Consider the following 23,097-nt stretch of genomic DNA (forward strand, 5'->3'; position numbering starts at 1 on the left):
TATAAGTCTTGCACGCGACAACTTGCACAACAGCAAAAATGGCGGCCATCACTGTGCCGGTCAGCAACAGATTCTGGTGTAGAAACATGCACCTGATGTCCATCGAAACGAACATCAGCGACAATCCTGCGATGAGCGGCCAGTTTTTTGGAAAGACTTTCATTGCAGAAGTGACAAAAAGTGCGGCGAGGTAGAACGCAAGAAAATCAGACTGGAACTGGTATTTTGTGGCAAGCCACGCGACAGGGATATACGACGCGATATTCAATCCGATCGCGACACGGCGGACAATGCGAGTCCTGGCTTCCGACGCGATGATGGTCGAACCGACGAGAAGGGCGTCAAGTGCTGTTGCAGCAAGCATCATAACGTCTTGTTCCAACTAAACGACGTGATGTAGATGCCGAACGGGTTGCCGATTGCCTGTTTAGCGTTCTTCACCGGCAGATTTGCGTATGTGATAACGCCCTGCCAATTCTGAACGCCTACGATTCTACCATGCAGATTATACTGCTTCTCCGTCCAGTCGATCTCGTATGAGCCACCTTTCGCTGTTGGCGTGCCGAGTGGAATTGCTGACGTGATCGTAACTGAACGATTCCCGTTGTCTCTCCCGGAGAATGGCTTGTGCCGCTTGTAATATCGAGAGAGCGCAATTTCCGCATTCTGATCGACATATTTGTATGCTGACTCAATGTAATCCCGCTGTGCCAGCGGATCGGTCAGCCGTTCGCGGACTTTTGAAACCCAGGCCGTCAGGACGTGGCGGACAACTGGCTGATTGAGTGAGCCAGATCGAACGGCTTGCGCCAGGCGAACTGTCTGACCGAGATGATCGACTTCGACGACGTACGGAACAATGTGAGTCCTGCCGCCCTCGTATGCCGCACCAGCAACACCGATCGCGGCAACAACAATCGCACCGAAACAGGCGGCTCGCCAATTCCGTGCTTGTGCGATGTAGCTGCCATAACGCTCCATCCATTCTGCCTTGGCGGCGATGTAATCAGGTGTCGGATCACCGGCTATTGGTTTGTCAGTCATTCTCTGTGCCTCGTTTCATAGTGATTATATAGCATGATTTGGCCTCCAACCGCCCGCCGCGCGTCATACGTCATTGCCGTGGCTGAAATTGGCATGGCTTGCCGACACACCGGATGTTGAGCCGTGACCACCAGCGGCTTTGCCGATCATGTTGCTCATGCCCTGGGCAACGCGCATGTTGCGCGCAAAACGCTCTGATATCGACATTTTCTGTGTGGGTGCAGACTGGCCGGATTGTGCTGCGGCAGGTGTTGTCGAACTGCCAGAGGCGGGGTTGTTCTCTGGCAGTGAAGCGTCACTAGAAGTAGAACCGGTCGATCCGGATCCAGTTTGCGCCACACCACCAGTTGCAGGTGACGGTTTTGCGGTTGGCGTGCCGGGCGAGCCGATATTGCCCGGTCCTGGCGGGACCGATATTCCTGATGTTGCCGACGATGTGGATGTAGTTGGCGATGATGTGGTTGAAGAACCGGCAGATTGTGGCTGGTCGGCATATTGAGCGCTATCTTCATCAGAGTCGTATGCGTTAGGGTTTGCGATCGGACGACCATTACTCATCTTTTTCGGCTCACTAGCGGCGGGCTGTGGTGCAGTTTGTGTAGAGCCACCAGAGCCGGACGAAGACGGTTCGGCACCTGGTTTCGGCGCGGATACGCCTGCTCCACCAGTGCCAGCGGATACACCACCTGGGGCGGTTGCCGCAGCTATAGTTGCCCCACCACCAGGGGCGGCAGACCCAGCGGCTCCGGCGACGGCAGGGGCGGCAACACCGGCAGCACCAGAAGACGCGGCCACACCACCCGCCCCAGCAGCACCGGCAACACTGGCGGCCCCGGCACCAGCGCTGGTAGCAGCGGCTGTAGCAGCGGCTGTAGCACCGCTGGCAAGGACCGCAGCACCACCTGTCGCCACCGCAGCGGCAGCGGTTCCACCGATCATCGCCGCGCGACCGACCTCGGCACCGAATGCACCAGCGGTCAGATTGCTTGCACCGCCGAGCAGAGCACCGGCATGTTCCGGGATTTTCTTTGCAAGCAATGCAGCCGCCATTGCGGTCACAGCAGTTGTCAGAACAGCACCGACATTCAGATGTGTCGAAATGCTGTTAAGTTGTGCGTTGATCTCAGGGATGACTGTCGTATAGAGACCGCCGACGATCAGATAGATGACAAAAAGCTTTGTTCCGATCGAAATCGCGTAGTTTATGTAGCTATTCACATATCTCGCGGTCCATCTCGAACCACCGAAGCCGAGGAAAAGGACGCCCGCACCGATGATGAGATATGATTCTATGAGTAGAATCAGCATCTCGATCGCGATGACAAAGAATGCGACAAAAATCATCACCGCGAGGATGACCCGCTCGACGAGTTCGACAAAGAACCCGGCCATCCGACCGATATCGGAGCCGATGTTCAAAAATGAAAACCAGCCGCCATTATGGGCATTATGGGCGACCGTCATCTGTCCGCCGTTCAAGATGCGGAGCGCGGCGGCTACACCGTAGCTGACGATCGTCGACGGAGATAACGCGCTAACCCCGGCAGCGGTCGCACCAGCAGTTTGAAAGCCGTTGATGATATCTGTAATCCAAGCATTCGCGTTGATTAGAATCGCATAGAAAAGGCCGATCACCATCACTTTTCGCAAAAGACCTGGAACGATTTCTTCAAAACCACGGCTTGCGAGAAGAGATGATAGCCCGAACCAAGCAATTTCGATTACAACGAGTATACTGAAAATCTGACGCGCATCTGTTGAAAGCGCGTTGAACCACGTTGGCTCAAGACTTTTAAAATCGTTCGTCACACTATCGAGAATACCAGCAGCATGTGCAGTGCTGGTCATGACAAGCATTGTTGTTGTTGCAAGCAAAATAGCTTGTAATACTCTGTTTTTTGTCATACCAGCGTGTCTCTCATAGTTTTACATATTATATAGCATGATGAACATTATGTTATGGCGGTGAAAACGCGCCATAGCCCTGACCCTGCGCGGGTGGGAGAGTGTAACTGTTCCAGTTTTTCCAAGCCTGACTACCAGCCTGCTCTTGCTGTGCCTGTTGTGTCTGTTGCTGTTTGATCCAGGCCAGTTGAGCATCACTGTTTGCACTTTGTAGCTGCTGAAGTTGCTGTAGCTGTGTGACTTCCATCGCCGCGATCTGGTTGCCCGCCTGTAAAGCCTGCATCCGGCCCGTCGCGCTCTGGCTTGCCTGCTCTATCGCATTCAGTGCCGATTGCTGAGTTGCAAACTGATTTGCGTTGAACCCCTGCGCTTGTAGAGCGGCGGCAATAGAGTTCGATGTTGTCTGACTCCATTTCTTGTAAAGCTGATTGTAGTTTTCACTGGAATTGTATGACGGATACTGACTCTGAAAAGCAGAATTTACATTCTGCATTGTGTAGCTAAGACCGTTTGCCTGGCTCATGATATTCGTCAAGCTACTCAGATCACCGTATGTCTGACTCCACAAATTCTGCGGCAAGGAAGCCAGATTCTGGACTTGATAGCGTATCTGTTGAAGCTGATTCGAGACTTCCTGTGCTTGCCGCGCAAGCTGACTTACTGAAGTGGCTTCTTGTATGATCTGCTCCGGTAAGGTTGCGCCAGCAATACCGCCGAAACCACCACCACCAGCACGGGCAACAACGGGAGCAAAGACGACAGAAGCGACGAGGGCAATTCTACTGAAAGTCTTCATACGCATTATATAGCACCATGAGCCGTTAAATCGCCCGGATGGCCCCCGGACGACTTAGTGGAAGATCAGGCGGGCCACGCCACGGAACATTTTGAAAGCAGTGCGAAGAACCGCACGGACGATTAAGAAGCCGAGGGCGGCAAGGATAGCTGCAACAAAGTACATCGCTGCGTGATTGCCGAAAAAGTAGTCGATACCGACAACACCAGCGATTGCACTAAAGAGAAGTAGCCAAGCCGCGACTTCCGCACCGTTCAAATTGATCGGCTCCGGCACGTATGCCATTTTGTACTCGCCATTGATCATCACCATCCTGTAAGCCATGACACTCTCTCTCCTTTACATCGTCATTCGAGATTATCGAGATTACCTACTCATAACGCTTCTGCGGAGGGCTTACGACAGAGAAGCCACTGTAGAGTTCTGGTTTACTTAAGCTTTTCAAGGATTTCCCCCCATTTTTTTTCGAGCAGCGTCAAATTCTGAAAAGACTGTTTCAGCGTAGCTGATCCAATCATGCCTGTCGTACGGCAGGACGCGGCGCATCCACTCGATCGGCCACCTATCACCGAACCGGTTTATCATATCGCGTATGATAGCGATCGATTCTTTATCCGACACACCCGCAAACGCCAGGGCGACCGGGCCGAGCGCGAGCGTTATTCTCCGGCGACCATCTGGTGTCACAATGTAATAGTCGGATTTAGGTATTGCAGTCTGCAATAGTCTGATCTGCCAGTCGTTCAACCCAAGGTCGTGGTAAAGCGGCCTGATCTGGTCGCCCATAGCCTCGCGGTTGGGCAACAGGATTTTTGTCGGGCAAGACTCAAGGATTACGGGGCGGAGCGGCGAATTGCGTAAATCAGCCAGTGACTGCGTTGCAAAAACAACAGCAGCGTTCGCTTTACGTAGTGTCTTCAGCCATTCTCTGATCTTCGCGGAGAAGATCGGATGGTCAAGCATTACCCACGCTTCATCCAGCAGAATCAGGCTGGGAGCACCAGTCAACGACCGCTCAATGCGGTGGAAGAGGTAGAGCAATACCGGGACGGAGATCAGCTTTGATGCTTCACCCGCTTGTAGCAAGTGGTCGAGTTCAAAAGTGGTGAACCTGGAATCCAGGTCGAGACTGTCGGATGTTGCATCAAGCAGCATCCCAGCGCGTCCGGTCATGGTGTAAAAAGATAACGCCGCGCGAACTTCCTCATCTTGAACGATGTTTGTGAAATTCGTGATCGACTTATCACCATCGCTGGCGGCCAGGGACTCGATTGCTTCATGTATCCTTTTGCGGCGTGCGGCATCGATCGGAACATTATGCATGACACACAATTCTTCGATATAGCCCTCCGCCCAGGCCCGCTCTGCCGGTCCTTCGGTGACTCTGCACAAGGGAGCGAAGTGCAGAGATGAAGTGTCAGCGCCCGGCTCGTAGTGAGCGCCACCTGTCGCGCGGGTCAGTGCGAACATCGACATGCCTTTATCGAAGCTGAATACACGACTACCGGCATAGCGAAGATGCTGTGCGGCAATCAGAGCCAGGAGCGTCGATTTACCAGCGCCGGTCGGACCGGCGATCAAGCTGTGACCAACATCCCCGACATGGAGCGAAAAGCGGAACGGAGTGTTGCCGCTGGTGGCACCGTAGAGCAGCGGTGGGGCAAACTCACCGGTCTCTGGATCGCGCTGGAACGGGTTTGGATTCCGTGCAGAGCCAGCCCAGATTGATGTTGTTGTCATAATGTCAGCTAAATTTAAGCTGTTCATCAGCGGTCGGCGCACATTCTCATAAGTCTGACCGGGAATCGTGCCGAGCCACGCCTCAAGCGCGTTGACAGTCTCTACACGTGTGACAAATCCAAGATTGTCGATGTGCTGCCGAACCTGCCGAACACGATCATTAGCTGTTTTAGCGTCTTGTGTGATGATGACAACATTTGCTGTCATCAAGCCGTACCTGACGACGCCGGATGACGCCTCGGCAATGGCGGCATCTGCATCTGCTGCCATCTGAATCGCGTCGGTATTTACAAAAGAAGACCCCTCGCCGCCCATCGCCTGGCTGATCTGGCTCCCAATTCCATGACGCTTTTGAAACCAGTTGCGGCGGTGAACCGTCAGCATTTTCTGCGATTCAGTCGGATCGAGGAAAAGAAATCTGATGTTGTAGCGCATCGGAAAAGGCAGGTTTGACAGAGACTCAAGAATCTCCGGCCTTGTCTCGTGCGGCCATCCACCAAAATTGACGATGCGAATTGCGTTCCCGTCGATTTTTGGTTCGAACCCACCTACAAGATCATGCGCGCCAATCACGGAATCGAGGAAAGCCGGGATTCGGGGGACACCTATTTTATGATAATCGCCGGTGATCGCGCCGTGGATGTGCGTCAAAAGTTCTGACGAAGACATGACAGTGACGCGGGATGAGCCTCGGAAGACACTGACGATAGATTCAATTTCTGTTGCAAACCGTGAGATGTGCTCATTCAACCCATCCGTACGCTGGCTTGAATTTGAGATAACAGCTTTCACCAGCTTTGATTCAGCGTCAGATGGTAGTGTGAAGCCGAAAACGATCGCGTAGCGGCTTATAAAGTGTGACCCCTCGCGCTCATGCTGGCCGCGACGCTCATCGTCGATCAACATAGAGACCGGCTCTGTAAAGCAACACTCGTCGACGGATGGATAATCAACCGTCGACTCACGAATCATGTCGATCCAGCAAGCCCAGCCGGAGCCGAGCCGGTTCAAGGCATGGTTGATCTGCGCTGACAATACTTCCAAATCGCCGGGGCTGGACGACTCAAGATCGGGACCGGCATAGCTAAATCCGCCGATCAACGTACCAGATTTTGTCAAACCGACAGCCATTGGCTGTCCGTGGACATTCGGTGAACCGACAATGAACGCGAGATTCAGGAGGTCCGGAAGACCCTTTGCTGCGGACCGATATTCTTTGAGATTCAACATTATTCAGCCTCGCCGTTTTTTATAAGTGTGATCTTCATGTTGTTCGGATCGACTTGGACAGTCATCGCATGACCTACAACGCGACCGATTGCCAGAAGATCGGCAATCGCGGGAGCACCATCGGGAACGCCGGATATCCATGCCACACCAGCATTTCTTGGGATGACGACGTTTGAGCCAGGTGTGTCATTGATAAAAGTGTAACCAGTCTGCCGGGCGATCATCGCCAGGGCGGCGGCCACATCTTTCTGCCGGTGATATGACAAATAAACCGTTTTACGCAAAGCTGCCGGGACAGCATGTGCAGGTATGACCGCTGGCACTTGCTGATAAGCAACGACGGCGGGTGTCACCCGGCTTTGCACAAGCTTCTCATGCGGTGCGACCGGGATTTCTGTTTTATATATAATCTCGGGAGCCGGTGCTGGTGGTGGGGCTGGCGTGAAAGCCGGGGTGAACCATGGCATTGTGATTATCCTCTTTTAGACGCGTGGCTCACGTCTGATCGCGTGCAGCCAGGCTTGCGCCGGATAGAACCTCTTGTGGTGTATGTGCCGCTTGTACGTGTCAAACATCTGCGGATCGCGCTTAGCCATCATCACAAGTATTGTCTGTACAAGTATAAAAACAACGATACCGGTTAAAATGGCTGGTATCGTCTCAACACCGAAAATCAGTACAGCGGCAAACGTTGCGTTTAGCATCGTAAGCGCTCTCTCTCCACCTGCAAGAAGGTGGGGCCGGAGGAGAGATGAGTGAATCGGTATTCGACGTGTTTGCTCTCTCTGTATCATGCAACATCATCTTCAGAGACTTTACGATCTCTGTTCAAGAACATAAAAGATGGCACTGCAATTGAAGACGCAACAAGTAATAGTGTTGCAATTCCCGGTCCGGTTGAACCAATCGTCGCACCTGACCCCATCGACAGGCCAGTTATGAGAGATGCTGCACCAAGCGCCATCGAACCACCGGCAGCAATACCAGCCACTTTTCTCATCGATGTTCCGTGATCGCCAAATGACCACAGCAAACCGGTCGTAGCAATCGCGATAATGATGAAGACGTGAGCGACAGTTCCAGTAATGTCTTGCTCTAAAGCTTGAAGCGGGCCATCCCACGGCAGATTACCACCACCAGTGCTAGCCATGGCAGCACTAGTCGAGAGAAGAAGCGCGGCTGGGACAGCAGCGATTCGCTTTAGTGTCGATATCATGTCGCGCATATCGCGCTCCTTTCGCTTTCGACCAGATACCATATCTGATCTTCTATATTATATAGCACAGTCAGTCACACTTTACGCGCAACAGATCTGTTATGCGTCGACCAGACCGCGCGGTTGCATCACGCGCAATCTGAACGACGATATCTACAGCTTCTTTTATCAAGTCTCTTTGTGGTGGAACCCCGGCCTCTTGGCATAGCTGATCGAGCCGGAGTAAAGCCGCGCGGGGGTTGTTCGCGTGTAGTGTCGCCGCTCCACCTGGATGACCCGTATTCCATGCTTTCAACAAAGCCAGGGCAGCACCATCGCGGACCTCACCGACGATGATTCGGTCGGGCCTGAGTCTTAGTGTCGCTTTCAATAGCACTGTCATGTCGATCTTAGCAGCGCTACTCGTTAGAAGTGGAACGACATTACGAGCATCACATTTTAACTCGCTTGTATCTTCGATCATGACAATGCGCTGATCGAGACCGGTTATACCCGCAATCTCTGCCAAGATGGCGTTCAAAAGTGTAGTTTTACCGCTGCCAGTGCCACCCGAAACAAGGATATTTTTGCGATTTTTGACCGCCTGGCGAATCTGATCCGCCAGGTCGGCTGTCATGATTTCTCGCTCAACATAATCATCGAGTGTATGAACCGTGCGCGGTCGGAGTCTTATCGCGAATGTTGGCTCTGTCACAAGAGGTGGAACCAAACCTTCAAATCTGGCGCGGTCAAATTCGGCAGGTAGCGCGCCTTCGACAATCGGTCGATCAGCGTTGACGGTCGTCTCAAGTGAAGCTGCCGCCAAGTTGACGATATTCCTCGCTTGGTGCGGCGTTAAGCTACCGACCTCTTCAATACCACGTCCATGTCGCTCAACCAGGATTTTACCGTCCGGGTTCAACATGATCTCGACGACAGAATAGTCGCTGAAAAGCGGCATCACTGTTGAGCCGAACGTTCTTCGTAGCTGCTCAACTAGACGAGCATGTTTTTCCTGTTCCGGAGTCATGCGTCAAGCCGCCCTGTGGCGTGCCACATCATAGTTTTCATGAGGATTCAAACCCGAACCCCAGACCCAATTCTCGACCCGAACCGATGCTTTTGGACCGGCTCTCGCGTTGTTTTTGCTTTTTCTTCCGCTCTCCAGGTTTATCACTTTCTGATCCGGATTCACCGGTTGCCTCAATCCCGGCTTTAACGATCGCGGCGACTGGCAGGGCGTCAACCGCGACATGTTTGACAACTTCACCGACGATCTCTTTTCCAGCAGGCTTGTATCCTAATGTGACCGCCAGGTTTTTGATTCGTCGTTGTCGGGCTTCGGCAATCTGTCGTTGTGCCGTGCCAGGCTCCAAGGCGGATGGTTGAGGAAGCTTTCTGTCAGCTTCAACTTGTCTGACGAGTGAGCGAAGAAGGATTTTACGAGTCCGTCTCTGACCACTTGAATCCTGTGGTCCGATTTCTTCTGTAGCCCACCCCTCGATGTCATCCAGATCAAGCTGCATGTCGGATCTCCGCGAGTCTTTTGAGCGCCAAGTTTGCTTGATGGGCCATATCTGGGAATTCCTCCCGGACTTCTGGCCCAGCCAGGGTTTCCATTGCTGACAAGATTTGGCCAGTGGCCCGCTGGCTGGTCCAGGGTTGAGCCGATGATGAGCAGTGGGTCTGTGGCCCGTATTTCGGCCTGCGCGCCCAATCTGCGTCTCTTGTATACAGTACGTATCTGTGTGTGCTCCTCGCGCCGCCGCACGTCGCATAAAGCCCGGCACGCGTCGTAATCGCGGATTTCGTGAACCCGGCTTCGATCAGATTCGAAACAAGGTTGACCCATTCCAGCCAGATCGACCGCATCTCTTCGCGTGAATACAAATTCGCCGGTCCGCGCGGCATGGTTGTTTTCACACGGCTGCGGTGTCGAACCGGCGATCGGTATGGCCCAGCTTTGAGATGCTGTTCTTCTACTTGCATTGTCATGCTTACTAATATAGCACGTCCTCGAGTGACGCGCGGTGGTGGCAAATCTCGACTGTGCCAACCTCGCCATTGCAGTGCGCGCGACACCACGGGCCGCCCGTCTCGGCGCATGGATGACCTTATCCTCATCGGCCAGGCCGCCTTCGATGACGGTGAACGCCGCACGGGCATCCAGGACATCCTGCTCATCGAGGTCGTCAAATTCAGCAACGGTGAACACGCATTCAGCAAAGCCCTCGGCGTATGTCTGTTTGACATTCTCAGCAGATACGATCGATTTCGAGATGTGCGTCAAAGTCAGCACGGCATCATCATCTCCCTGCCGTTTCGCTACTTCGATGCATTGTTCGACCATGGCTTTGATTTTGAAACGTGATGCGCAGGTAGCGATATCATGTGCTTTTTTAGCAAGCATGTCTGCGATGTAACTGACATCGTAACCAGCGAACATCTCTGCATCGATCAACATCGATTCTGGTGTTACATCTGACCGGACTTGGTGAGACTCATCGATATCAGTTGAGCCGCAAAAGACGGTTTGATCCTTGTCTTTTTCCGCCGCACGTTGCGCGACGATCATCTCTCTTTTAACCGGCAAGCCTGCAGTCATGCAGCCGGACAAACTACGCAAGTGTGACATCGCAAAAGCTTTAGCATCCGGGCAGAGCCGTAGGATTGGTTTGCTAGTGAAATCGTAACTCAACGCTCTCAAGCGGATGTAGTAGTCCGCGAGAGCGATTTGCCATCCCAGATCCGATTTGCAATCACCGTGTTCGGTTAAAACGATCTGACATGTTTTCGAATTATGAATCAGCTTCGAACCGAGCAAGCGTTTCACCCGGATTTCCTCATCAGCCGAAACGGGGATGTCGTCGGGCAAAATATCCGTGTTTAATCCGCGATCATTAAGAGCATGGCGATATACGATTGCCGACAAAATTTTATCGTTGAATGTAATATTATCTGTGATAGCCGTTTTTTTTGTTTTTACAAATTTGTTTTTTGCCGACCCGCAAACGGATTCAGCAAGCTTGGTGAATGCGACATAAAGAGACGGTCGGTTACCGAATCTCTCTCCACGCCAATTTTTAGAGTGCGTTGCAGCCGCCTCGGCAATGGCGTGAAGCGGGATAGACATAAAGCGATCTACTGGAACGCCAGTATCGAAAATGGCGTCCAGAATCGGATCATATTCTTCAAGCATGAAATCGTCAGAACCAGATTCTGGCTGGTTGACAGCCTTAATGATCATCCCAGCACGGGTCAGCCAGCCCAGGTCTGCGTTGAACTGATTTAATTGTGTTGCTCTAGCCATCTTGTGTGTCTCCAGGTGCCGTGGGCGGTCAAAAATCGTTGTGGGATAACCAGTTTTTGGGTGGCATTTTTGGTTTGGGTAGCCAGCACCGGTAGGGTTATCTTGCACTATCTATTCTATAATATAAGAAAAAGAAACTATCAAGCGTCATGACTCGATCATGACGGGCCTGGTTGACCAGATTTAGTAGATTCCGAAAGGGTTTATGACGGAAAACCAAATAAAATAATGGGTTTCCGATGGTTGTGTTATATAAAATTAAATGTAGTTAATGTAATGTAAGGTGGTGTCCGGCAATGACCCTGGCCGGACGCAGGGAGAGTTCAATGCCGATCAGTTCGCGTTCGAGAGCGAAGTTGCAACGGTATTGAAGATGTTCGACAAGTCTTTGCCAACCAGGGTGACGGCAGCGATGATGACGACGGCAATCAGAGCGGCGATCAAACCGTACTCGATAGCGGTCACACCAGATTCGTCGGCGATGAAAGCGTTGACAGTTTTCTGAAGCATGCAGAGAGTCCTCTTTTTTTGCAGTTACCAGTTTCACGCTATGCGCGCCTTTTTTTATATAGAGCACATAGTATGAAAAACGTAGCACAATTTTAACTTGTTGTCCACTTTTTTTACCTATCTGGCCATTTTGTCCCGAAGCTTTTACCGTCTTTACTCGGCCACCACGCGCCGTGGTCAGAGCATCGGAAATATGGCTTACCGGTCTTCGTTTTTAGTTCCAGAACGGGTTTTTTGCAGGTTGGGCAGGCCGGGCCGGTCCCTGTTCTGGCTTCCCGCGCTTCACCTGGCTGACCAAGCCGCGCGCCCGGTTTTCCATCTTTCTCGCGGAAGAACCCGGCTTTGCATGACTCGTTTGCGCAGGCATAGAAACGGAAGCCTTTTTTAGATTTTCTGTCAGCAAGTGGTGATTGGCAAACTGTGCATTTGAATTTGCTCACAGTAACCATGCCCGCGATCGGCGCGGCATCACGGATGGCCGACACAAGCTTTTCGACTTGCTTCTGTTGTGCCGCCATGAAATCCGCTGCGGTCATTTTACCAGTCGCGACATTTGATAGAGCGTCTTCCCATATCGCTGTAACACCTGGATCTGCTGCGGCGGGATAAAGCTGTCTTATTGCTGCAATCAGCGACTTACCTTTATCCGTCGCTTTGATGTCTTTACCCTTCCGTTCGGCATAGCCGCGCGAGATAAGCGTCTCGATAATGCCCGCTCTAGTCGCTTCTGTGCCGAGACCAGATGTCTCTTTCAGCCTCGCTTTCAACTTTTGGTCATCAATCAGACTGTGAACACGAGTCATAGCAGCGATCAAAGTGCCGTCTGTGTAGTGCCGAGGCGGCTTCGTCTCCTTAGCTTCCACCTGGCCGGACTCACACATTCTGGTTTCGCCATGTTTTAAATCCGGAACTTTAGCACCTGCTGTGGCTTGCCCCGTAATATCTGGCTCTGTGCCATCATCATCGTCTGAACCGATAGCGGTCCAGCCCGGCGTGATGGTCGTCCTCGATTTTGCGATGAAACACAGCCCGTCGATGTCGAACACGGCTTCGCGGGTCTCGAAAGATTCAGGCGGATAGAACAAGCGGATGAAGGCTTCACAAATTAGCTTGTAAACCTTCGCTGTTTTGCCGCCATCATCCGAAAACGGCTTACCGGTCGGCACGATTGCATGGTGAGCTTCAACTTTCTTTGTGTCCCACGCGGCGTGTTTCAGCCCAGCATCGGCTTGTGCAGCCCCAGGGGTGCCGTGGCTGGCAAGCTGGTTGATGACCTCACCAGCGCCGGAGAATTGCTCATCTGGAAGATATAGGCAGTCAGTGCGCGGGTATGTCGTCACACCATTTTCATAGAGCGACTGCGCTGCCGTGAGCACATCTTTAGCTGACAAACCAAAGCGCGCCGATGCGGCTTTCTGTAGAGAAGACAAGCAGTGCGGAAGTGGTGCCGCTCTAGTGCCTTGTTTCACCGAGAAATTTTTGACGATCGCAGGTTTGCCGGTGATCCTCGATGCAGTCTGATCGGCCACATTTTTATCGAGCAACAAGCCATCTTCAGATAGCCCATCCAGATCATCGGGCATCTTCCATTTCGCTATGATGCCGGGCGATACTGTAGCTGAAACGAGGTAGTGGTGCCGCTTCGAGAAGCTTGAAATCTCACTATCGCGGCGGGCAATGAGGGCGAGGGTCGGCGTCTGAACACGACCCAGCGACAGAGATTCGTTGCCACCAGCGGCTTGGATTTTACGAGATAGAGCGATCGAACCGTTCATACCGACCAGCCAATCCGCCCGCGAACGGCATTCCGCACTCGCGGACAGGTCGGCCAATTCGTCGTTGTCTTTAAGTGAATCCAACGCTTTTCTAATAGACTCCGGGTCAACCGCAGATAGCCAGAGCCGCTTCGTCGGTCCGGTCCACCGCGCGTGGTCTAGAATCTCGTCGATAAGAAGTTGACCCTCGCGGTCGGGGTCGCCCGCATGGATTACCATGTCTGCCTTCTCGATCAGCTTCGTCACAATGCCAAGCTGCTTTGCAGAATCCTTGTCTCGCGCCGATTTTCTGAAAGTTTCCGGGATAAGCGGTAGGTCGGACATATCGAGATGACCGCCTTTGTAGTCTTCTGGTTTATCAAGTGAGAGCAGGTGACCAAACGCCCAGGTAAGCACCATGCCTGGGCATTCAATATAACCATCGCCCGACCTGCCGGATCCAATCACAGCAGCGATAGACCTGGCTACAGAAGGTTTTTCAGCGATCAAGAGGCGCATGAGTCATCCTTTTTTTTAGTGTGTCATGCTTTATATAGCACAACCCCCGGAAGCACCACTTCCGGGGGTATGGTTTGGTCAGTCCTCATCGTCATCATCGTCATCATCGTCATCATCGTCATCGTCGTCATACTCATCTGCGCACTCTACTAGATACGCAGCTCTGTTCATCGCCGAACCCTCTTTCACATCCCAATCGTCGTCCCAGCATCCTAGAATCTCAGCCGCAATTTCTGAGTCGGACATTTTGAACGGATTGTCGTCTGTGATAATAGTCATATCCATCGTTTTTGAGAACGATACTTCCCAATATCCTTCATCATCTTCGTCGTCGTAATCCTCCACGAAATGTTGTGCTGAAATCCCGATTTCCATGTCGTTTTCCGACATATACTTAGTGTATGTGCGGCACCCATCCCGCTTCATCCCTTCACGAGTTTCTGCCCGTGCTCTTTTTACCGCTTCGAGAATATCGTCGAAATTTGTTGCCATTTTGATCTCCTGTCTTCTTGTGTCTTGTAGAGCCAGCCAGCCCGGCTCATACCTATAGCGCATCTGCGGAGGGTTTCGCAGATAGTGCCTAAAATATAGCATAAACCACCGAAGCAGATCACCTGCGTCAGCCTGGATAGACATATCCGCATCCGCAGAAGTGCTATCTACATAGATACGACGCACAATACGTAATTTGTGCTATATCTGAAAATGGAAAGCCCCCGCTGGAGACCGATCCAGCGAGGGGGGGGGACACACAAAGCGGCCTGGCACCGCAACAGGAGACTAATTATGACTGAAATTTTACCGGGGGTAGCGGCCTGCGCTGATACAGATAATACAATACAAAACTCGAAAATCAAGCCCGAAATTGGTGTCTTAGAAAGTTTTTTATCCGAATCTGGGCTTAGCTGTGACGATGTGCCGGGATGGAAGCACGTTACGAACGCAGAGTTGAACCTTGCCCTCGGGCGGGCCGGTGCCGCGCGGGTGGCCGGATCAGCTATTGAGATTCCATATTTCAGCTTAGACGGTCAGCCGGTTGTTGGTCGTGATCAGCACTTTCGCCGGTTCAGGTTGCTCTCACCAGTCGCTGGTGGGCCAAAATATCTGTCTCGCGCGGGCAGCACAGGGCATGTTTATGTGCCGCAAGGTTTGAAAAAACTTATCGCCTCGGACGACCGTCTTCCGGAAGATGTTGTTGAAAATGATAGACTTTTAGTCATCTGCGAGGGTGAAAAAAAAGCAGAAAGGCTGATCAAGCTTGGAATCCCGGCAATAGCGCTCGCCGGAGTTCACATGTGGTCTGACGGTGAGACTCGTGAAGTGGAAAAAGCAAAATCGGAATTGGCTGGGGAGAAAGCGCCGAGGTTGACCCGCAAATCACCGGTTGCGCGTGACCTGGTTGAGATCATACGTGCTCTGGCGATCACAAAAATTGTTGTCGTCTTCGATAGTGACGGTCGCCCCGTCGATCCTGGTTTGCCAGGCGTGACAGAGAAATTCAAGTCGCTGCCGGATGGAAAAATGTGCTTGAATCCAGCCGTCTTCTGGGCTGGCATCACATTTTCTGCAGCTTTGATGCGCTCATGTCCAGGTGTTGCCGCTATAGCCGGTTTTACCCAGCACAGCGTTGATAAAGATGGCAATTTTGGCAGACAAGGCATCGATGACTGGTCTTTAAGTGCTGATAAAGCCGAGATTGAAGCTTTCATCAAAGACCTGGCCGGGCGAGCAAGAGCAATGTCGGCATCACAAATCGAAGCCGAGGAAAACCGTGCGGAGAAGGCTGCCAGACGCGAGAAAATTGAGGCAGAACAAGGGTTTGTCCCGCTCGGATATTCAAGCAGTGGGGAAGGGACAACATACTACGTCTGGTCAAAACATCTTGAAGTTGTAAAACACTTTACATCATCGTCTTTAACTAGAAAGCCCGACTTCTACGGTTCGTTCGGTATTGAATACTGTGATGAAATTCTCGGAAAAGCGGTTGTCATACAAAAAGAAGATGAGAAAAAAGGGATTCCGGAGGTTATCGAAAACCGGTTTGACCTCGACCTGGGGCAGAGAGTTGTCACAACTGCGTGTCAACGCGCTGGGAGGTGGTCACCCGACGCGTCTGTGCGCGGGGCAGGGGTATGGAGTGACGAGACAACGGGCGGACTCGTCATCAACTGTGCTGACAGCATCAAGCTAATCAAGCCCGATGGTGTGGTCGAGCAGATCGACCGAGTGCGTGGCAGATACATATATGAGTCGACCGACCGGGGTGGCTGGTCAGAAAATGTTGCGTCGATCGACGATATCAGAAAAATTATCGAGACTGTTGAAAACTCGTGGAATTGGCGGTCTGAAGCGGAGGGCTTACTTTTCGCTGGCTGGCTACTCGCACAAGCGTATGTCGGCGCACTGAAAGCCAGGCCAGGCGTTATGCTGAATGGCGAATCCGGTTGCGGGAAATCGTACCTAGAAGAGTGGTGCAAGCGCTTCATCGGCCCATGGGCGGTCCGGATTGAAGAGACGCGCGGGACGAGCCTGGCGGGTATTTCACAGCTTATTAAACGCGATTCTGTAACACTCTTTCTCGACGAGATCGAGCCGAAATCCGGGGCGTCAATCGAAGAAGCGTCGCGCGTCAATCGCACGATCGACGCTATCAGACAGATGTTGCGCTCGGCATATAGTCGTTCTGACGACGCGGGAAGCTACAGCGCGGTCAAAGGAACGGCACATCAAGAAGCGGTTGCGCGCGAAGTGAGAGTGATGTCGCTGATGGCGTCGATCGCGGAACATGATGTTGAACAGGCTGATCGGAACCGGAATCTCCGGCTTGGGTTGAACCGAATTGCTGATACCGGTCGCCCAGCACCGGCATTACCGGACAGCCGAATCGGCTTGTCGATTTTCCGGCTCATGTGGAGCAGATGGGTTAAATTCAGTGAATCGGTCGAAAAAATCGAGAAGCTGATCGACCATCGGGAGCCGAGGATGAGAATGACGCTAGCTGTGCCGATTTCGGCATTGCTGACCGCGCTAGATGTAGATGCAACATCTCAAATTGGCTCATCGGTAATCAGCATGATCAACGCCGAGTGTGGCGGTGATAAAGCCGCTGATGATGCGCCACGTGATCAAGATCGAGCATTACAGCGTCTGCTGGCTGCCGTCATCGACGTGAACGGCATCAAGAAGAGTATCGCCGACGCCGTGAGTGCCGCCCTAGCTGCCGGGTTGGGCCGTGCCGGGCGAGGGGCGGGCGGTCCGGATGGAGATGCGCTGCGCTTGAATGGTCTGACCGCACGCCGGAACGGCGACGGGACGATCAGCCTGTTCGTTGCGGCTGGTCACCAGGGCGTTGAAGCCCTTGGACGGCAAATTGGTGTCCCAGCCCTGGCTAGCCTGCTGCGCGCCGTGGAAGGGGCGGAAATGGCCGGGCATTCCGGTAATGATGATGTTCGTGTCCGCCTGGCTGGGCAGAAATGGAAAGGGGTATGGGTGCCAACCCCGATCTTCTTTATCGCAGAAATTCCAGATGAGGCACCAGCGGGGGGAGAGATGAACCAAGCAGCACCGTACTAAACCGAAACAAACCTCTTGTTCTCGAAGAGAGCCGGGTTTTTCCCGGCTTTTTTCATGACCGAATTTAACCAGTAATAGAAAACAACCTTAGATGGAAAGACCTAAAAGAGCCGGTGAAATTAAATAGTCCCCACAAAATCACCTGGGGGACTAATTGGGGCCTAATTGGGGGACTGGTTGGGGCCTATTTAGTTGTAGTAAAATACAAGGGATTTTAGAAATTAGGGTATTAGTCCCCCAAATTATGAACACATAGATACAAAGAACCGTTTCAACACAGCATACTCCCCTGCCCCATCTCTCTCGCTACACATTCTCTCTATGTCGTACGGAATTGGGGGGCAATTAGGTGAATTTGGCAAAGTTGTAGAATATACCTACAACTAAATAGGCCCCAAATAGGCCCCAAAACACCCCGTAAATAGCCCCCAACCGTTGGGGGACTATTTAACCCGAATCACAAGCCATACCTGAAACGCATACGTATAGGCCACTAAGCCAAAATCACGCATAGCTTAATAGGCCCCACGATCTCGGCGATCGGCTCACCTGTCGGTTGTATCTCCATGCTTCCGCAGATGTGCATCTTATAGAGAATGAACGACCTTAAGCCGCGCTGGTCGGTCGGTGCGCTATATCATCGGTATGTCGGCAAGACGAAGACGGAGATTGTGATGGGTGCAATATCGAGGTTGATGGGGTGGAACACAGATGATGTTATGCCCCCCATTTCCGTCATCGAGCATGACGAACTGGACGACCGGGATGGTTGCTCGGCTGATCACGCTGATGAGATGTCGGATGATGCGGATCCGGTTGCTACCCTATCTAATAATGTTGAACCGGAATCTCTCGTGGGTCATTTCGACGGGCCGGAAGACCTGGACCGCATTTGTGCTTCTCTGAAAGAAGCTACAGAAATAAGCATAGATTTAGAAGGCACCCACTTGACACCGTGGTCTGCCCCATTACCGGCTGGAAAATCAACAAAATTGGGGACCGGCGAGACTCTATCAAAATATGTCAACGTCAGACCGGGCTGCATCGTAACAGAGCGTCCCCGCGTCAGAATCGTGGCGCTAGAGACGGATAACGGGCTTGTCGCGGCGGTTGACCTCGATTTGCTTGATAAGACCGCACAAGAGCGTCTAATCCGCGCCGCTGCTCACCCCCGCGCGATCTGGGTTGGTCATAATCTCGGGTTCGACCTCGCGTGGCTGAATCACATATGCCCAAGTGTCCGACCGGCTCGGATCATCGACACGATGTTGATGACGACAGCTTTGAAGTCAGACATTGAATATGACGTGATACAGCGCGTGACAGACTCCCCCGGTGAAGCCGGGGTGATCGAAGACATGCGGAAGTCTGTCATGAAGCGTGTAACCCGGTCGGCGGGGACCGGCACAGATGACGCCGGGGCGGTCAGTCTCGATCTGCTCGCTTTGCATTATCTCGATCAAAAACTCGATAAAGCTTTTCAAAAGCCGATAAACTGGATGCCTAGCGTTTTGTCGCCGGGGCATAAAAATTACGTAATTGGTGACATCAAGTCGCCTCGCTTGATCGCCCGCAGGATGCTTGGCTTGCCAGATAATACAAAGATTTCCGATGTCATCAAAGCGATCGACGGACATCCCGGTGGGGCGGCATACAAGATTTTTGAAGCCGCTCTACCACGACTTGTTCAGATGCAAGCCCAGGGTATCCGGATCGACCCGGTTGCGGCTGGTGATTACCGTAGCAAGCTTGTCGATCAGCTTGAATCGGCGGTCACGGAATTGGTAACGCTTGCGCCAAATCTCATTGAATACAAAGACATTTTGCTTGACCCATCACGGGGTTTGACCGCCGATCTCAAGGCAGCGGTCGGCCAGGCTTTTGAATCGGCTACCGGAAAGCCACCGGAGCAGACAAAAAACGGTGATGCGAAACTTTCAGCTAAAGACTTAAAAATTCGCTACGGGGATGCCCCGGTTGTGGCGGCTTGGTTGAGAGCGCAAGCGCCGGGGAAGACCGTCGCAATGCTCGACGAGTATGTCGCCCGGCGCGATGAGAATGACCGGCTGCATCCGCTCACGTCGATCAGCACGTTGACTGGTCGAACATCTTCACAAGAGCCGAATCTTCAAAATATGCCGCGCGACCCGGAATTCCGCGCTGTATTCCGCGCGGTCAGAGATGCGATCGGTGAAGCGTTAGGTATAAAAACTAAAATCATAGCGATCGACTTTTCCGCTGTTGAGATGCGTATCGCGGCGTGTCTCGCGCTAAGGGCATATTCAGCCGTCGTGAGATCAAATTTCCAGTTGCCGAGGTGGGTTCTCAAATCCGCCCCTGGCGCGGTTCATGATATTCTTTCAGCTATCCGGGCTGGCCGCCCCGCGATGCCGCTCGTCCCGCCGTCATGGCCTTTACCGGAGCCTCGTCATGGTGAGTCTGGTCCGGAGGCATACGGGGCTTGGTATGCAAGCCGGTTTGCCCTTGTGCTCGCCCGGCTTCAGGCGGCGGGCTGTTCACTTAAGCCGGACGCAGCATCGCTACTAGCCGACCGGCACAAAATGGCCCTGGCCGGGGCATTTCATCGCGGTCTCGACCCGCATTTGATCACCGGCATCCAGACCGAAGCCAGGGCGGGCCGTTTTGATCTGGATGGCAAAATCAACGCTCTTGCTTTTGTCGAATCGATCAGCCCGGATGAGCGTAAAAAGCTTAAATCAGAGATGAAAAAGCCGAGGACATCGGCCAAGGCCCTGAATTTTGGTTTGCTTTACGGCATGTCAGCCGGTGGCCTACATGCCCATGGTATAGTCAATTACAGCCTTGACTGGACTCTTGATGAAGCCGCCTTGGCGCGGGCGGCATGGTTCGAGTTGTATCCCGAAATTGAACTTTGGCATCTTTATTTAAAATTGTATGAAAATAACGAAAAAAGGCCGGTCAAGAAAATGGGGAAAATAACGGCTGAAGGGGGTGCAAAATTATATCGTCATTCGACCCTTTCCGGTCGGCCCGTGTGCGGCCCAGAGATGAGGAATGCAGGGAATTACGCTGACCAGGGGACTGGCGCGGAAATAGCGCTGTTGGCGATCAACGATCTTTCTGAAAAAGCTATGCGCTATCTTGTCAATTTTGTTCATGACGAGATCGTCTTTGAAGTGCCGGAAGCCGAGGCGGAATCCGTGGCAGCCGAGGTTGAGGCTGTGATGAACAACGCAGCCGAGCGATATTTTTCGAAATACGGCGTGCCGAGCGAAGTTGAGGCAGCCATAGGCGATTTCTGGATTCACTAAAAATGCTAGAAAATACAAGCTATTATTGGGTTTTCAGCTAAACCTTCCGCAGATGTACATATAGTATGAGCCAGCGTGTGCTGGTCAACCAAATGAAGGGTTTCTAAGATGAACGCAATCGATCAAAAAATCTCTGAAATCGCCGGTGACTTTGAGTCGGTCAAGAAACATGCGGGTAAACTAATGTCAAAAATCATAAAAAAGCATTGGGAGTTCGAAGATATAATAATCGACGGTATTACAGCCCAGCCTGGCTTTAAAGGTATCGCCGATTCGGAAACTTTGGAAACTCTTATTCTCGATGGTTTTAGTGACGATGAAATTTTATCTATGTTTGCTTTTCCGTCACACTACTTTGTGACCGGCCAGTTTTCTGCAAAAGCGCCGACTGCGAAGGAAGCGGTTGAGAAAGCTAAAAAGAAAATCGAAAAACTGAAAGCTATGGCTGCTGAATGCGCCTGACGGCATACCCCAGGCTCTGGCCATCAGGAGCCTGGGGACACCGTAGAAAGGGAATAAGACAATGAAAAAGCCGACAAGACAGAAAAATGTCAAAGCAATAAGATCCGGCTACCTCGCCGCGCTCTGGGCCGCCCGAGAAGATAATCTGACCAGTGAATCCATGGCGGAAGAAATATGCAACATCTTGAACAATATCAAAGAGTTGCAAGCCAGCTTGATTGAAGACCCGTTTGAGCGGCTAGACTTTATGTCTGGCGCGGCCAGCGCTGTTGCTGATATCTTGAGAAATGTGGTCATGCCGCGCGTCAATATCGCACTTGATGATGACCTGGAATTCTCCGCCGATATTTTTGTGAAAAGCATCGCAGATAAAGCCAATCGTAGCAGCCGGTCAGCAACCGGATGATGCTATATAATCGACTATAGCGCCGACCTTCCGCAGAAGCGCTATAAGTATAAGCCGGACCGTCCGGCTGGAGACAGGAGACAGACCAATGCTTGATATTTTTGAAAGAATCCACGACGACCCGATCACCTTCCTGAACCACGTCATCGCGGTTCTTGGTGGCATCACGATCTTGCTCGTCCTTCTTGCCGCCGCGTGATCGTCATGAGCAGGAAAGGCATTCCAACGGCGGCTGACTTGGAAATACAAGCTGGCGCTTTAATGATGCGCGCCGAGGCTCGCAGGATCATCGAATCCGGTCAGGTTAGACGTATCAGAGATGCCAGACTCGCTAAAAATGTCGGTAGCATTATCACCCGGCAAATCCAGGCACGCATCGCCCAGGACGAGGAAATAAAGCGCTCCAAGGCGGAACGGTCAGCCCGGCTTGAGCAGCGCGCCGGAGCGAGAAAGGCCGCCCAGCATGCCCTGGAAGCCCGTCAGCAGGCTTGGAGAGACCGGTATGATGGCTCTTACTTTGAGAAGATGTTTGGCTATGAAAAGTGACGGAAATGGCTAGCATCTGGCCAGCCACAGACCGGGCGGCGATCATCGCACCAGGTCCGCACCGCTCATATCTGGACGGTCCAACGATTGCGCTGGCTACACCAAAGCCGATTCTTTTCGCCGTAACCCCAGATTTTGCGCTCCACCCATTCTGGCGGCCAATTCTTCTCATGATCGGCCAGGTGAGGGGTTGCACGATGATACCGATGAAAATCGGACAATCTACCGGTGTGAGAGCACTTTTAAAGCATGTAACCCAGGGCGGTTGGGTCTGCGTTTTCCCGGATGGTGGTCTTAACAGCGATAGAGAACACCCCGGCGTGACATGGCTTTCGCAAAAATCTGGCACTCCGATACACCGTTTGTCGCTTAAACACATGCCCGGTTTACAGAAAATCGCACCGATCACAAGCATAAAACTGGCAAACAGTGCTATATTATCTACAACAGCAAATGGAGGCGCTTCATAGAAATTTTGTTGTGAAAAATAGCGGCTGGCTTTTCCCATATCTCCTGAAACACCTCTATCTTCCCGGCCAGCCGCTATTCCAGGAGATAAAATTACAAGGATTTTCACATATGAGCAGTTCAAAAGATGTTTTTGTTTCAGCGCCCAATGGCTGGCACAAGAAAATGATCGGTGGTGCGGATTCGGTATGTCAAGCTATGATCCTGGCCCGCCGCATGGGCTACCGTGTCGAGAAAAATACGGATCCGAAATACGAGGAAAATGCCGGTGAGATAACGATTTTTGCCCGTCCAATTCCAGGTTTGACTAACCATACCTCCGCAGATGTACAATAGATATAGGTAA

21 protein-coding genes are annotated in these 23,097 nt (G+C 52.3%); 7 read left to right on the plus strand and 14 right to left on the minus strand.

The features are described 5' to 3' along the window. From APM_RS14095 to APM_RS22065, 14 genes are all read right to left on the minus strand, one after another. Positions 1–367, minus strand: a 367-nt coding sequence (locus tag APM_RS14095; RefSeq protein ID WP_039888861.1) for a hypothetical protein, incomplete at its 3' end; no start/stop codon positions are given. Continuing rightward, on the minus strand, positions 364–1,044 hold the full coding sequence (locus APM_RS20495; protein ID WP_007424039.1) for a type IV secretion system protein: 681 nt from the start codon (positions 1,042–1,044) through the stop codon (positions 364–366). The genes APM_RS20495 and APM_RS14095, both read right to left, overlap by 4 nt. A gap of 63 nt (positions 1,045–1,107) precedes the next feature. Further along, entirely contained in the window at positions 1,108–2,949 is a 1,842-nt protein-coding gene (gene trbL / locus APM_RS20500; protein WP_007424040.1) for a P-type conjugative transfer protein TrbL, read from the minus strand. A 52-nt stretch (positions 2,950–3,001) separates the two neighbouring features. After that, positions 3,002–3,751, minus strand: a complete 750-nt coding sequence (gene trbJ, locus APM_RS20505) for a P-type conjugative transfer protein TrbJ (protein ID WP_083818684.1) — start codon at positions 3,749–3,751, stop codon at positions 3,002–3,004. A 48-nt stretch (positions 3,752–3,799) separates the two neighbouring features. Continuing rightward, positions 3,800–4,069, minus strand: a complete 270-nt coding sequence (locus APM_RS14100; RefSeq protein ID WP_039888862.1) for a hypothetical protein — start codon at positions 4,067–4,069, stop codon at positions 3,800–3,802. Between the two features lie 117 nt (positions 4,070–4,186). Next, positions 4,187–6,715 carry a conjugal transfer protein TrbE gene (locus tag APM_RS14105; RefSeq protein WP_039888863.1) on the minus strand — a complete coding sequence of 843 codons (2,529 nt, stop codon included), beginning with the start codon at positions 6,713–6,715 and terminating at the stop codon, positions 4,187–4,189. Beyond that, a complete protein-coding gene (locus tag APM_RS21575; RefSeq protein WP_007424043.1) occupies positions 6,715–7,182 on the minus strand; it encodes a hypothetical protein in 468 nt (155 codons plus the stop codon). The genes APM_RS14105 and APM_RS21575 overlap by 1 nt, the downstream gene beginning before the upstream one ends. A gap of 15 nt (positions 7,183–7,197) precedes the next feature. Then, the gene (trbD, locus tag APM_RS23135) at positions 7,198–7,509 is read right to left on the minus strand and encodes a conjugal transfer protein TrbD (RefSeq protein WP_039888865.1); all 312 of its coding nucleotides are present in this window, start codon (positions 7,507–7,509) and stop codon (positions 7,198–7,200) included. Next, on the minus strand, positions 7,506–7,940 hold the full coding sequence (locus tag APM_RS20510; protein WP_158004999.1) for a TrbC/VirB2 family protein: 435 nt from the start codon (positions 7,938–7,940) through the stop codon (positions 7,506–7,508). The genes trbD and APM_RS20510 overlap by 4 nt, the downstream gene beginning before the upstream one ends. A gap of 61 nt (positions 7,941–8,001) precedes the next feature. Continuing rightward, positions 8,002–8,940 carry a P-type conjugative transfer ATPase TrbB gene (trbB, locus tag APM_RS20515; protein WP_083818686.1) on the minus strand — a complete coding sequence of 313 codons (939 nt, stop codon included), beginning with the start codon at positions 8,938–8,940 and terminating at the stop codon, positions 8,002–8,004. Between the two features lie 270 nt (positions 8,941–9,210). Next, positions 9,211–11,220: a hypothetical protein gene (locus tag APM_RS21585; protein ID WP_138919211.1), complete on the minus strand. Its 2,010-nt coding sequence runs from the start codon at positions 11,218–11,220 to the stop codon at positions 9,211–9,213. Between the two features lie 333 nt (positions 11,221–11,553). Beyond that, a complete protein-coding gene (locus APM_RS20520) occupies positions 11,554–11,730 on the minus strand; it encodes a Flp family type IVb pilin (protein WP_083818687.1) in 177 nt (58 codons plus the stop codon). A 113-nt stretch (positions 11,731–11,843) separates the two neighbouring features. Further along, on the minus strand, positions 11,844–14,003 hold the full coding sequence (locus tag APM_RS20525) for a DNA topoisomerase 3 (protein ID WP_007424046.1): 2,160 nt from the start codon (positions 14,001–14,003) through the stop codon (positions 11,844–11,846). 78 nt (positions 14,004–14,081) lie between these two features. Further along, positions 14,082–14,495, minus strand: a complete 414-nt coding sequence (locus tag APM_RS22065; RefSeq protein ID WP_007424047.1) for a hypothetical protein — start codon at positions 14,493–14,495, stop codon at positions 14,082–14,084. 294 nt (positions 14,496–14,789) lie between these two features. Here APM_RS22065 and APM_RS20530 point away from each other — a divergent pair, with 294 nt between their 5' ends. From APM_RS20530 to APM_RS21595, 7 genes are all read left to right on the plus strand, one after another. Beyond that, on the plus strand, positions 14,790–17,576 hold the full coding sequence (locus APM_RS20530) for a DUF3854 domain-containing protein (RefSeq protein WP_007424048.1): 2,787 nt from the start codon (positions 14,790–14,792) through the stop codon (positions 17,574–17,576). A gap of 596 nt (positions 17,577–18,172) precedes the next feature. Further along, complete coding sequence (locus tag APM_RS14130; protein ID WP_007424049.1) at positions 18,173–20,869, plus strand: DNA polymerase; 2,697 nt, start codon at positions 18,173–18,175, stop codon at positions 20,867–20,869. A 108-nt stretch (positions 20,870–20,977) separates the two neighbouring features. Continuing rightward, positions 20,978–21,331 (plus strand): hypothetical protein, encoded by a 354-nt coding sequence (locus APM_RS14135; RefSeq protein ID WP_007424050.1) that lies wholly within the window; start codon positions 20,978–20,980, stop codon positions 21,329–21,331. Between the two features lie 61 nt (positions 21,332–21,392). Next, positions 21,393–21,737, plus strand: a complete 345-nt coding sequence (locus APM_RS14140) for a hypothetical protein (protein WP_007424051.1) — start codon at positions 21,393–21,395, stop codon at positions 21,735–21,737. A 204-nt stretch (positions 21,738–21,941) separates the two neighbouring features. Beyond that, entirely contained in the window at positions 21,942–22,283 is a 342-nt protein-coding gene (locus APM_RS14145; protein WP_158005000.1) for a hypothetical protein, read from the plus strand. A gap of 5 nt (positions 22,284–22,288) precedes the next feature. After that, complete coding sequence (locus APM_RS23140) at positions 22,289–22,753, plus strand: 1-acyl-sn-glycerol-3-phosphate acyltransferase (protein ID WP_083818689.1); 465 nt, start codon at positions 22,289–22,291, stop codon at positions 22,751–22,753. After that, on the plus strand, positions 22,737–23,087 hold the full coding sequence (locus APM_RS21595; protein WP_138919212.1) for a hypothetical protein: 351 nt from the start codon (positions 22,737–22,739) through the stop codon (positions 23,085–23,087). Before APM_RS23140 ends, APM_RS21595 begins: the two co-directional genes overlap by 17 nt. Positions 23,088–23,097: the final 10 nt, after the last annotated feature.

Source organism: Acidiphilium sp. PM (assembly GCF_000219295.1).
Classification (GTDB): Bacteria; Pseudomonadota; Alphaproteobacteria; order Acetobacterales; family Acetobacteraceae; genus Acidiphilium; species Acidiphilium multivorum.

Excerpts from the sequence above, each read along its gene's own strand:
- APM_RS20495 (WP_007424039.1), bottom strand. The coding sequence starts at position 1,044 with ATGACTGACAAACCAATAGCCGGTGATCCGACACCTGATTACATCGCC.
- trbL (WP_007424040.1), bottom strand. The coding sequence starts at position 2,949 with ATGACAAAAAACAGAGTATTACAAGCTATTTTGCTTGCAACAACAACA.
- trbJ (WP_083818684.1), bottom strand. The coding sequence starts at position 3,751 with ATGCGTATGAAGACTTTCAGTAGAATTGCCCTCGTCGCTTCTGTCGTC.
- APM_RS14100 (WP_039888862.1), bottom strand. The coding sequence starts at position 4,069 with ATGGCTTACAGGATGGTGATGATCAATGGCGAGTACAAAATGGCATAC.
- APM_RS14105 (WP_039888863.1), bottom strand. The coding sequence starts at position 6,715 with ATGTTGAATCTCAAAGAATATCGGTCCGCAGCAAAGGGTCTTCCGGAC.
- APM_RS21575 (WP_007424043.1), bottom strand. The coding sequence starts at position 7,182 with ATGCCATGGTTCACCCCGGCTTTCACGCCAGCCCCACCACCAGCACCG.
- trbD (WP_039888865.1), bottom strand. The coding sequence starts at position 7,509 with ATGATACAGAGAGAGCAAACACGTCGAATACCGATTCACTCATCTCTC.
- APM_RS20510 (WP_158004999.1), bottom strand. The coding sequence starts at position 7,940 with ATGCGCGACATGATATCGACACTAAAGCGAATCGCTGCTGTCCCAGCC.
- trbB (WP_083818686.1), bottom strand. The coding sequence starts at position 8,940 with ATGACTCCGGAACAGGAAAAACATGCTCGTCTAGTTGAGCAGCTACGA.
- APM_RS21585 (WP_138919211.1), bottom strand. The coding sequence starts at position 11,220 with ATGGCTAGAGCAACACAATTAAATCAGTTCAACGCAGACCTGGGCTGG.
- APM_RS20520 (WP_083818687.1), bottom strand. The coding sequence starts at position 11,730 with ATGCTTCAGAAAACTGTCAACGCTTTCATCGCCGACGAATCTGGTGTG.
- APM_RS20525 (WP_007424046.1), bottom strand. The coding sequence starts at position 14,003 with ATGCGCCTCTTGATCGCTGAAAAACCTTCTGTAGCCAGGTCTATCGCT.
- APM_RS22065 (WP_007424047.1), bottom strand. The coding sequence starts at position 14,495 with ATGGCAACAAATTTCGACGATATTCTCGAAGCGGTAAAAAGAGCACGG.
- APM_RS20530 (WP_007424048.1), top strand. The coding sequence starts at position 14,790 with ATGACTGAAATTTTACCGGGGGTAGCGGCCTGCGCTGATACAGATAAT.
- APM_RS14130 (WP_007424049.1), top strand. The coding sequence starts at position 18,173 with ATGAACGACCTTAAGCCGCGCTGGTCGGTCGGTGCGCTATATCATCGG.
- APM_RS14135 (WP_007424050.1), top strand. The coding sequence starts at position 20,978 with ATGAACGCAATCGATCAAAAAATCTCTGAAATCGCCGGTGACTTTGAG.
- APM_RS14140 (WP_007424051.1), top strand. The coding sequence starts at position 21,393 with ATGAAAAAGCCGACAAGACAGAAAAATGTCAAAGCAATAAGATCCGGC.
- APM_RS14145 (WP_158005000.1), top strand. The coding sequence starts at position 21,942 with ATGAGCAGGAAAGGCATTCCAACGGCGGCTGACTTGGAAATACAAGCT.
- APM_RS23140 (WP_083818689.1), top strand. The coding sequence starts at position 22,289 with ATGGCTAGCATCTGGCCAGCCACAGACCGGGCGGCGATCATCGCACCA.
- APM_RS21595 (WP_138919212.1), top strand. The coding sequence starts at position 22,737 with ATGGAGGCGCTTCATAGAAATTTTGTTGTGAAAAATAGCGGCTGGCTT.